This is a genomic window from Nitrosomonas mobilis (assembly GCF_900103035.1).
GTDB classification, from domain to species: Bacteria; Pseudomonadota; Gammaproteobacteria; order Burkholderiales; family Nitrosomonadaceae; genus Nitrosomonas; species Nitrosomonas mobilis.
The window spans coordinates 21,625-33,025 of record NZ_FMWO01000050.1 but is presented as its reverse complement, the minus strand read 5'-3'; the positions used below and the strand labels follow the sequence as shown (position 1 = coordinate 33,025).

The following is an 11,401-nucleotide window of genomic DNA, read 5'->3' as shown; positions in this document are numbered from 1 at the left end:
AAAATTTTTGATTTTACCGAGGGTGAAGGTGCGCACAAAGCGTTCTTTTCTACGCATTCTCAATATTGCGCTGATATCTATTATTTTCGTCGTACCGTGAGTAACGTTGTAAAGATAATGTTGCATGCCGGAACTAATAGTTTATCTATAGTGCTCGTCAAGCTATTAGAAAAATTAAGATTGAAGACGTATATAAAAAAGATTCTTCGATCAACTGCGTAAGCACGACTCTTTCCACGTTTTTATGCATTTGTAAAATACATTTCTTTCTTAGTCAAACGATAATCCAGCATGTTTTTCAACCATACCCATTACACATGGGTTTTTGATGTATATCATTTCACATCGAAAGGCAAGATGTCGTGACAACGCATAGTCAATCCCAGATAGGGATAAGCGATAACGTAGTTACAACAGGTCGTGAGGGATTTGCTCCAGAAGGACGGGGGCATTCCTCTACGATGGGAATAAATGTAGGTTGGATGTGGAAGGATCTGGACCATCTAAATACCAGATTACGTTCTGAGCTTCTGCTTGCCATTAAAGCCTTTATCCGGAATCATCCTGATGCTGTTATGGATCACGATCCAGATTGGCTTTATACCAAGTGCAGTTGTGATAAGTCGGTAAAGATTTTTGTCTGTCTTGCTAAGGATGGTTCTTTGCTCGGATACGCACCATTCTTCGTGCACCCATCTACTTTGAGTTATGAATTATTTGGTGTCTCTCTTTTTGAATTCCGGATACGGCGTTATAGCATAACTGGAAGTCCGCTATTATCGACCAGGGCAATGGTCGATGATAGTTTTTTACAAGATCTATTTGGCCAGTTACGGGGCGTCCTGGAGCGCCATGAAGTGATGTTTGGGCTTGGGGTAAACCTTGATTCTCACTTTGGCCGTTTTGTTCGGCAATACACTGATCTTCAAAAATGGTACCAGATTTTCCCTTCGGGTAAATCTTATTGCAGGCGATTGATTATAATGCCTGAAAGTTTTGAACAGTATATTAAGGAGCTTAGCCATAATACGCGTAAGGATGTCCGGCGCACACTTCGTGACTTGGAAAAAAATGCTGAGATAGCTGTTTCCTATCGAGTTTTTACTGCTCCCGAAGATGTGCCAGAGTTTTTGTCACTGGCCCAATCAGTTTCAGGTAAAACATATCAGCGTAAGCTGCTTGGTCTTGGAATCAGCGATAATACGGACACTCGCCAAAACCTCATTTTAGCGGCAGAGAAAGGCTGGTTGCGAAGTTATATACTCCTATGCAATAACGAACCCGTAGCTTACCAACATGGGTTCCTTCATAGCGGCGTTTACTATGCTGAGCAGACAGGTTACGACCCAAGCTGGTCAGGGAAATCTGTCGGCACAATCATGCAAATTTATAGAATTCGAGACTTGATCGATATTGGTGTCGCAAAACTCGATTTTCTATATGGGGACAATGAGAAAAAAAGAAGCCTGTCCAATTCATTTCATCAGGAACAAAATTACTATTTTGTTCCACGAAAATTTCCTGTGTCAGGGATTGCATATGGCTTACGCTTATTTAATGCAATAACTGGATTAGTTGGCGATTTTATGGAAAAAAATGGAATTAAATCAAAAATCCGCCGTTTTTTGCGTGCGCGTGCTACAAGGGACAGCTAATAACCGGAGCGTTTTGACGCCGAGATGGTTATACCGATCTTCTGCGGGCAGTAAGTTAGCAATAGACGACCAGCCGTACTGGTGAATATCCAGCCAACCCGTGACCAGCCACATTTATTGAAAGTATTTAGTGAAGAGGCATTGGTGGAACGAATATGTGTCACTATTCTCAAGTATCCTTGTCTCTGCGTATGCGCGCATGCTTCTATTAGAAGTAACGTTGCGGTTCCCATCCCACGATATTGCGGATAGGTGAATAAATACCCAAGAAATGCATCACCGGACGACAGCTTAATATCCAAATAAGTTGGTGCATCGACCTGTATGACGGAACGTCGGCATATATTCATCTGCGAAACAATGCTTGCTTGATCGATAAATGCATAGACTGATGTTTTGTTTTTGATCAGCTGTTTGACACTGCTGCCACTTTGTAATCCAATCTGATCGATCAGACCTTGTGGAGCCATAGATATATCCTGAGCGGTATCCAGCGATAGAAAACGGAATGTGCCATTCTCTGACTTAACACGGGAAGATTGTGACAATTCCTGCTGTTTGGTTAAATCAATCGTGTACAGAAAATGAATTTCTATTCGAAGGATGGCTTTAATGATCCAGAATACCGCTGCTTTGAAACCACCCCTATATTTCAAAAGATTTAATCTTTCTTTCCAGGCAGTCATGGCATCGATGACAGAAGCGATAAAGAAATTATAATGGGCATGGACAGGGTATCTTTAACTTCCTCATACGTGCATGGATAGCCAATTGATAAATATTATAAATACAATTTTTTCAGAGAAAAACATCTATCTTACGCATTAATTTAACCCAGTTTTTTTGCGGCCAGCTTAGACTTTCCCAGTAGCGGGGATAAGACTGGCTGCGTGCTGCTTCAATTTCATTTGACCAGAAGCCTTTACGATTTGCATGCTGATGCAGATCCAGATCAGCGATTTCATTATTTTCTATAATAACGGGACCGCGATCAGTCAATGCGATGTCCCAATGGTGAAGATTCATTCCCATTAGATAATTAGCTGCTTGGTCGCATATTTCGATTACCTGCTCCCAATCCGGAAGCATGTACATCTCCAAATTTTCTCCAGTCTCAGGATGAGATTCGACCGGTACGATCCTATCGTTGATTCTACCCACCACTCTAGTGATTCGTCCGGTAGCAATATCGACACCACCCAGAAGGTTGCCCGAAGCGCCATGTTGAAAATTATCTATCATATTTGATCCGGTAGGGATACGCCAGGCAGCACTAACCACGCAATTTTTACCGTTTAAGCGGGCCGACGTGACACGTACACTACTCAAGCGTTTTCCACAGACGCGTACAATTTCAGGATGGGGATTGAGTAACTCCTGAAAAAGTATTCCACATGCATGATTAGGTTTGAGTGATTCTACCCATTCGAGCAATTTACGTTGCTTGCCATCCAGAAACTCCAAACTATCCGTCTCCGGTATGTGCCTTTTTAGGCCAACCGCACCCCAGCCATAAGCGCTATGGCTAGGTTTTACAAATAGCGGATAGTGATGTTGAGTACGCAGATAAGTCACTACTTCGTCAACATCGCTTAGCGAAATGGCATTAGGGAGATTTCTTCCACTGAGATCATAAACTGCATGAATTTTTGGCATTGGTAAAGCGGTTGCCATCATGAATAGCGTCATTGGCAGTTTCTCACCCAGCATGAACCAGCGGGGATCATTGCAAACATAATTGAGCCTGAATTTTCGACCATTACCTAGAAACCTGCTGCGCTCTTCGGCACTCAGGTCATTCAGTTCATGAAACCGATAATCTACATATTCCTGAAACGTGAGACGTTGTGAGCCAAATCGCATACGCAGTATTTCAGCCAACGTATCAACTGGCGTTTTACGAGCGCGTTTACCTAGCAATATTCGAAAGATATTCATGGGTAGATTTACGTTAATAGATTCTTTCAAAGAATGAGCATTAGGAGCATCAGCGCTACTGAATGCCAAGATGGGTAACAAAATCTTCCCAGATAGCATCTTCTGGCTTCATGGAGCCATCGGTCCAGACTGGGAGCGGCGTGTGATCATGCAGTGTCCAATGCCCAGGACATGCCTCAATTGCCCACCCTTCATAGTAGTAACTAATTTCAACGATAATGGGCTCACCATCCCGCCACAGTATATCGACTGCAAGAGATTGAGTCTGGAGAATTCTGGCAGTTTTGAAGGCGAGTAAAAGTGCAGCCTGCGGAATATAAGCTGGGTCCCAGTCTATGCGACCACTTCCGCTCGCACGGAAATCGTTGGGTCGGTTATGTCGTCTGAATGCAAAAGCACGTTCGCCAATGACTGTGATACGGATATCGAACTCATTCCCAGGCAGAAACTCCTGGAGAAGCAGATAACCTTTATGAAATTCTTCGTCCGTTTCTCGTGACAAAAGTATCCGGAGTGCTTCACTCATGCGTCTAATAAACCACCGGAATGGCAGATTAGCAGGGGGCAAGGCATACATGCCAGAACCAAAAAGCGCATGTAAATGGTGACGTGCTTCCCGTGCATTGTGTACGAGTTCGACATTTTTTGAAATGATGCCGGCCGATAATTTCAGAACCAATGGATAGCTCGCGGTAGCAATAAATTCATCTGCTTGGCGCCGTGACCAGAAAACCCAGGTTTTTGGCGTGGGGATGCCAGCCAGTCTCAAAAGATAGAACCCGGCCACCTTGTCATCGAAATGCCATATCGTATTGAGATTAGGAAAAGTGGATAATTTACCAACCTGGGACAGGGCCGCAATCAGCCTGCGACCTGGGCGGCTCACCGAAAGTGGTTGAGCAAACCACCACATGAATGCATCGCAATCCTGAAGCTGATCCAGCCAGTCTACTGAATTAGAAAAAATATCGACATCGCGTGTTGTAATCCCTTGCTGTAAAGCCAGCTCATGCCAACGTGCCGAAAAAGACTGCCAGCGGCCACTGGAAAGCTGTTGATTGTCTTGTTGAATTGCGATGATTGGTTTATTCATGAGCTGTTTTGCCGATGGAAATGATCATGCTCCTTTGGACCAGGCCCGCCTTGTTGTTTTTTGAGCGACTCGATCAATTGCTCGACAGCCTGTGCAACCTCTAACGTTTCCTCGGGAGTGAATTGCGTCAATACGATTTCCTTGGCTTTACGTAGATCTCCCGGTCGCCTGACACCGATGCGTATTCGACGGATCGTATCGGTACCCAGCGCAGCAATGACCGATTTCACGCCTCTATGACCGGCATCGCCGCCATCATCTTTGAAGCGGACTTTACCAAGTTCGAGATCCATGTCATCGTGAACGATTGTGCAATGGGTAGCGCTACAACCGGTTCTTTCAAGAAAACGTCGTATTACCGGGCCGCAAACGTTCATGTTCGCTGCAGGCTTGAACAGCTTGACTGGATTATCACCGAAGTTCACCAAACTCACCCAGCCTTCCTCGATGGGCTCCCAGTTGCTACCGCAAATTTCGACGATTTTGTCGAGTACTTGATAACCTACGTTATGCGGCGTGGTATGAAACTCGATGCCAGGATTCCCTAACCCTACGATTACGGGTACGACAGGGCCAGTTTGCTGGGGAATACTGGAAAACGGGGTGGATGTTTCGCCATAGGTTGGTGCAGGTACGATAGTAGCGCTATGCTGGGCATCTTGATCGGCGTCATAAAGATATTCGCAATCCTCACAAAATATCTCATACCCGCAGCGCTCTCGCCAGCAATGTATTGGCTTGATGCGGTCCAGAATAAGACGTGATAAGTGATCTACCTTGTATGACCCCTTAAGGAGAACCAGGTCTCCCCTGCGTAGTTCCTTTTTGAGGTAGATGGATGCATCACGAATATTCGAGAAACCCTGGAGTAGTTCATCATTTTGATCTTTTCTTGCCCGCAGGGCGCGATGCGCGTTTGGCCCAACGAAAACAACCAGATCGGCATTTTCTCTGATTCTTCTAGCAAATTTTTTGTAATTATCAGAACTGTCACCAGAAAAATCCGATATTGATCCGATGACAGCAACTTTTCTCTGCGCGGTTGCTTGCTTAAGAAATTCTAAAGGTAATTGCAATGACCATGCAGGCGCTTTTAAGTCATCCCTTATGAAGACAACGCCGTCATTATCATGGACAATCTGCATTCTTCCTTCACTGGGTCTTGCCTGAGCGAGCGTGGGTATGGATTTTTCCAGCGGGATGCCTGCAGCTAAGGCGACACCAAGTGCAGATAGTACAGGTAGTGACAAGTGCGTTCCATGCAGTTGGGTTAGAACTTCATACGACTTCCCTTCGTATTCTACGGTTAGTTTCAAGGGATCAGGCCAGTTTGAAGAAGATGCAAGTAGTCTGATCGTTGCGCCTTTGCTTTCGCCTATCCAGATAATCCGGCATTGGCAGTGTTCACCAACCGCTTTTACAAGTGGATCATCGATATTAAGTACAGCAGTACCATCTACTGGCAATGCCTTGATCAATTTCCCTTTTTCCGCAGCAATACCCTCTAGGCTTTTGAATGCTTTGTAATGATCACGCCCAATGATCGTCAATACACCGATATCGGGTTTGAGCATGTGCAATGAACGATCCATATAACCCGGTTCGTGGCCAGCTACTTCTACTGCACAAAAGCGATGGTTCTGTTTTGTATCCAGTATGGTTCGTGCAATAAAGAGGTGTTCATTTTTAGTGAGCGGAGAGGCATTACAAGCACCGAATGTAGATAAAATGGTGCTGCTCAGATCCTTAGTTGAGGTTTTTGCCGCGCTACCGGTTATTCCGATAAAGCAGGTGTTTTTCATGCGTCGGCGGTGGAGCCATGCGTGCAGGTACGTTATTCCCCGATGGGCTGACCAGTATGCGCCTTTAAGCGCCCTGAATACTTTAAGCTGACGATATGTCTTTGGGTGGTAAATGAGCTGCAAGTGAAAATCCCCTTTGAGTGACATTCTGCCAGAATCTTTTTATTTAATGATAATGTTCTGATCAGTAGCTTATTGGCAGATAGTACTTGCTCCACAGCTTTTTGTAAATTCGTTCTTTGGGGGGGAAATGTTGCATCAATATCGGTTAAGGCTCAAGGAAATTTATGGAGCTCTGCGCTGGCGGGGTCCCTTGGCAGTGGTTTTGGCAAAAGCATACCTGCATCGTATGCGCCTGTCTAAAACCAAGTTTATCGGTATTACGGGTAGTGCGGGTAAAACTACTACTACAAATTTGTGCCGTTTGATCCTTTCGGCCTTTTACCCCGTAACCGGTTCGCAAGGGTCGCTGAATACTCCCTTTGCTACGGCGGAAACCTTGCTTGCTACAGAAAAAAAGCACGAATTCTGCATCTTGGAAATCGGCGGATTTAAGACTGGTGCGCTTGATTTGCCAATGCGGCTGTTTACACCCAAAATAAGTGTGTTGACTAATATAGGGAAGGAACATATTAGTGCTTTCAAGGGCAAGGGCGAAGGTGTTGAAGGAATCGCCGCCGAGAAGGCGAAATTGATCAAGGCATTGCCAGTAGATGGCACGGCGGTGCTCAATATCGATGATGCACGCGTCAAGGCGATTGGCGAGCAATGTCGGGCGCGGATCATTTGGGTAGGTAGAGACGAAGGAGCGATCATTCGGCTATTGGAAGCGACTTCTCGTTATCCGGAATCACTTAAATTGAAGATCGCCTATCAAGGTAAAACCTATAAGGTCATCACACAATTACACGGCACCCAGCTTGCATTATCGGTACTATCGGCGCTGGGGGTGGCGGTTGCTGCTGGTATTTCGTTGGAAGATGCCATTCCACCGCTGGTAGAGGCCCAGCCAGAGGACGGGCGGATGCAGATTGTTGATGGTGGAGAGGGCGTGACGTTTATCCGTGATGATTATAAAGCACCACTCTGGTCGCTATATGCGCCGCTAGAATATTTAGGTGAAGCTATTGCCACTCGAAAAATTGCCGTGATTGGGTCAGTTTCTGATTTTTATGGTGATAAATACAAGCAATTTGCTCGGGAAGCCAGAAAACACGCTGACATTGTCATTTTTGTTGGTCAAAGTGCGCATCGTGCATTGCGCGCGAGAAAAGATGAAAATGACCAAGCGCTGCAAGGGTTTGCCACGATGCGAGAAACAGCCGACTATCTGCGTAAGATTTTGCAGCCGGGAGATCTGGTGCTGCTTAAGGGATCAAGCAAGGTCGACCATCTGGAGCGGTTAGTGTTGGATCGACAACAGGCTATTCAATGTTGGCGTGAGCGCTGCGGACTCGAAATATTCTGCTATAACTGTTCGCAGCAGTACAAGGAAAGTTCGACGAGCCACTCGACTCAATTAACGATATATCCCATTGAGGCAAATGAAGCTGTTCCAACCGGAGTTGTCCATCCAGGCACTACAATCACGACAGTTATTGTTGGGCTGGGTAATCCCGGCAAGGAATACGAGAATACTGTCCACAATATTGGCTATCGTGTAATTGATACGCTTGCTACGCGCCATAACGGCATTTGGCAGACGGTGGAAACCGGACAAGTTTGCTCGATTGAACTCAATGACGCGACAGTAAAATTGTTCAAACCCGATGCATTCATGAACCTGACCGGACCTAAGTTGCAGCATTTTCTGACCAGCACGGGTTGCCCACCGTCGCACTGCATAATCGTCCACGACGATATGGATATTGAACTGGGTAAAGTTAAGTATAAACGCGAAGGTGGCGATGCCGGACATCGTGGCGTCAAATCCTGCCTCGCAGCATTAGGCACTTACGCCGTGCCAAGGATACGCTTTGGTGTGCGTGAACCGGGTAGCGATAAAAAGGCAGGCGAGCAGGTGCTAACCGATTTCAGCGCGACAGCGCTGACACAACTGCCGCAATTGATCGAACAGGCAATGGCTAAGATTTTGCAAACCATACCTGAGACTACTTCCCCTGACATATAGCAGTAACAACATTGTTTTCTAATTTTTGATCACAGGAAAAACTGATGCTATCGTTTTACCGGTCCAAACTCAAGGATATTTATGAGACGTTATGCTGGCGTGGTGAGATATTATTTGTCTTCTTCAAAGCACGTTTGCACCGTATTGGGTTGCCACAGACCACATTGATTGGTATTACGGGTAGCGCAGGCAAGACCACGACCAAGAACCTTAGCCACCTGATTCTTTCGGCTTCTTATCCAGTGAATAGCACGCAAGCGTCACTGGGTAGTCCAATTGGCACTGCAAACGCACTGCTTAACACAAAAAAATATCACCGATTTTGTATTGTCGAAATTGGTGTATTAAAGCCAGGTTCACTTGATTTGCCCATATGGCTCCTCAAACCCAAAATAGGCGTATTGACTAACATCGAAAAAGACCATTACCGAGCTTTTGGTGGTAGGGGCATCGATGGAATTGCTACTGAAAAATCGAAATTGATCAAAGCACTCCCGGCGAACGGTACAGCGGTGTTAAACATTGACGATCCTCGTGTCAGGGCAATTGGCGAGCAATGCCGGGCACGGATCACCTGGGTCGGTAAAGATAAAGATGCAACTATCCGTTTGATCGACGCCACCTCCCGTTACCCGGAGCCGCTCAAATTAACGATTGCCTATCAAGGCAAAACCTATGACGTTATCACCCAATTACACGGCACCCAGCTTGCATTATCGGTACTATCGGCGCTGGGTGTGGCCATCGCTGTCGGTATTTCACTGGAAGAAGCCATTCCATTACTGGCAAACGCGATACCAACCGATGGGCGGATGCAGATCGTTGACGGTGGAGAGGGGGTGACATTCATCCGTGAGGACTTCAAGGCACCACTGTGGTCACTGGGCACGTCGCTGCAATTTCTGGGCGGAGCGATTGCTAATCGAAAAATCGCCGTGATCGGGTCGGTTTCTGATTTTAACGGAAAGAGCCCTTCGATTTATAGAAGATGCGCCAGAGAAGCGAAAGAATATGCCGACATAGTCATTTTTGTCGGTCAGAATGCGCATCGTGCGCTACGTGCCAGAAAAGAAGAAAATGATCAGGCGCTGCAGGGGTTCGCCACCACGCGCGAAGCTGCTGGCTATTTGCGGAAAATTTTGCAGCCGGGTGACCTGGTGCTACTCAAGGGGTCGAACAAGGCCGATCATCTGGGACGGCTGGTGTTTGACCGGCAACAGCCGGTTCAATGCTGGCGTGAACACTGCGAGCTGGAATGGTTCTGTAATCATTGCTCGCAACTGTATCGGCCTAATCCGATGAATGATACTGTTCGAGAAACAATCTCTCCAGAAATGGGGGGCGAGGAGGTCTCCCAGAAAGTTGCGCATCAAGCTGTTGCAGTCACGCCAGTCATCGTTGGGCTGGGTAATCCCGGCAAGGAATACGAGAATACTGTCCATAATATTGGCTATCGTGTAATGGATACGCTTGCCGCACGCTATGACGGCATTTGGCAAACCGAGGAATCCGGACAAGTTTGCTCAATTCTGCTCAATGACACGACGGTAAAACTGTTCAAACCCGATGCATTTATGAACCTGACCGGACCTAAGCTGCAGCATTTTCTGGCCAGCACGGGTTGTCCACCGTCGCATTGCATGCTTGTTTACGATGACATGGATATCGAACTGGGTAAGATTAAGTATAAGCACGAAGGTGGCGATGCCGGACATCGCGGCGTCAAATCCTGCCTGGAAGCATTGGGCACCTATGCCGTGCCAAGGCTACGCTTTGGTGTACGTGAACCAGGCAGTGATAAAAAAGCAGGCGAGCAGGTGCTAACCGATTTCAGCGCAGCAGCGCTGACACAATTGCCGCAATTGATTGAGCAGGCGATGGATATGATTGCGCAAAGGAGTCAGGCAATGACAATATAGGCTTGCATGAAATAGTACAAATTACCATGTTGTGTGTAGCGGATTGTATTACGTGGCAAATGCTGAACAAATTTATTTTTCTGGCCGCACAAGGTACAGGTTCCGGTTTTTCTGGTGTGGTTGTTTTGCTAACGGCAACATGTCATTGTCACAAGACCGGATAGCTTTTACCTATACCCCGCCCCGATACAAATAACGTCTGAAATAAATCAGCATTTGGGCACCTCTAAAAATTCATATTTCGTCGTAATACTTCGTTGCTCACAAAAAATGTTTCCTTACATATCAATTATATGCTGCGTCAACATTTTTTACTCGCGCCTAGTCTTGCTTAGAACTCTGAATTTTTAGAGGCGCCCATTTGTTGATCTCCCCTGACAGCCTTGCCATCCACGATCCAATCCGCGGGATAATTGCTCGGCAGTTTCAGTCCAACGATCTTTTGAAGGAGAAAAAAGATGGCGATTACCCTGAATCACACCATTGTGCCCTGCTTCGATAAAGTCGAATCGGCGAAATTCTATAGTCGCGTATTTGGTTTTGAATACATCGGTGCGTTTTCCCATTTCATCGTAGTACGTGTCAATGACACGCTGTGCCTGGATTTCGACAACAAGGAAACATTTACATCGATTCACTATGCGTTCAAAGTCTCCGAGCAGGAATTTGACGACATTTTCGAGCGGATAAAAGCCGAGAATATCAAATATGGCAGCGGCCCCGGCACAGCGGATGATATGGCCATTAACCATAATTATGGCGGGCGCGGGGTTTATTTTCGCGATCCAAACGGGCATTTACTGGAAATACTGACAATGGATTACGTTATCCCGCCGCAATGATTTGGATGAGCAACCTGGCAC

8 protein-coding genes are annotated in these 11,401 nt (G+C 46.2%); 4 read left to right on the top strand and 4 right to left on the bottom strand.

Annotated features, from left to right (window positions below):
• The first annotated feature begins 362 nt into the window (after positions 1–362).
• Positions 363–1,655, top strand: a complete 1,293-nt coding sequence (locus tag NSMM_RS08545) for a GNAT family N-acetyltransferase (protein ID WP_143001901.1) — start codon at positions 363–365, stop codon at positions 1,653–1,655.
• Here NSMM_RS08545 and NSMM_RS08540 read toward each other — a convergent pair.
• The 4 genes from NSMM_RS08540 to pth (NSMM_RS08525) all read right to left on the bottom strand — a co-directional run bounded on the left by NSMM_RS08540 (position 1,652) and on the right by pth (NSMM_RS08525) (position 6,488).
• Positions 1,652–2,311: a GNAT family N-acetyltransferase gene (locus NSMM_RS08540; protein WP_176753905.1), complete on the bottom strand. Its 660-nt coding sequence runs from the start codon at positions 2,309–2,311 to the stop codon at positions 1,652–1,654. The two genes, NSMM_RS08545 and NSMM_RS08540, sit on opposite strands and share 4 nt — an antisense overlap.
• Before the next feature lie 142 nt (positions 2,312–2,453).
• Positions 2,454–3,593, bottom strand: coding sequence for a sugar-transfer associated ATP-grasp domain-containing protein (locus NSMM_RS08535; protein ID WP_176753904.1), 1,140 nt, complete (start codon positions 3,591–3,593; stop codon positions 2,454–2,456).
• A 55-nt stretch (positions 3,594–3,648) separates the two neighbouring features.
• On the bottom strand, positions 3,649–4,686 hold the full coding sequence (locus NSMM_RS08530) for an ATP-grasp domain-containing protein (protein ID WP_090286584.1): 1,038 nt from the start codon (positions 4,684–4,686) through the stop codon (positions 3,649–3,651).
• Positions 4,683–6,488, bottom strand: coding sequence for an aminoacyl-tRNA hydrolase (gene pth, locus NSMM_RS08525; protein WP_176753903.1), 1,806 nt, complete (start codon positions 6,486–6,488; stop codon positions 4,683–4,685). The genes NSMM_RS08530 and pth (NSMM_RS08525) overlap by 4 nt, the downstream gene beginning before the upstream one ends.
• 319 nt (positions 6,489–6,807) lie before the next feature.
• Between pth (NSMM_RS08525) and pth (NSMM_RS08520) the strand changes: the two genes are divergently transcribed.
• The 3 genes from pth (NSMM_RS08520) (at position 6,808) to NSMM_RS08510 (ending at position 11,380) form a co-directional block, all read left to right on the top strand.
• Positions 6,808–8,619: an aminoacyl-tRNA hydrolase gene (gene pth / locus NSMM_RS08520; protein ID WP_245654747.1), complete on the top strand. Its 1,812-nt coding sequence runs from the start codon at positions 6,808–6,810 to the stop codon at positions 8,617–8,619.
• Between the two features lie 44 nt (positions 8,620–8,663).
• A complete protein-coding gene (gene pth, locus NSMM_RS08515) occupies positions 8,664–10,538 on the top strand; it encodes an aminoacyl-tRNA hydrolase (RefSeq protein WP_090286578.1) in 1,875 nt (624 codons plus the stop codon).
• 458 nt (positions 10,539–10,996) lie between these two features.
• The gene (locus tag NSMM_RS08510; RefSeq protein WP_090286576.1) at positions 10,997–11,380 is read left to right on the top strand and encodes a VOC family protein; all 384 of its coding nucleotides are present in this window, start codon (positions 10,997–10,999) and stop codon (positions 11,378–11,380) included.
• Positions 11,381–11,401: the final 21 nt, after the last annotated feature.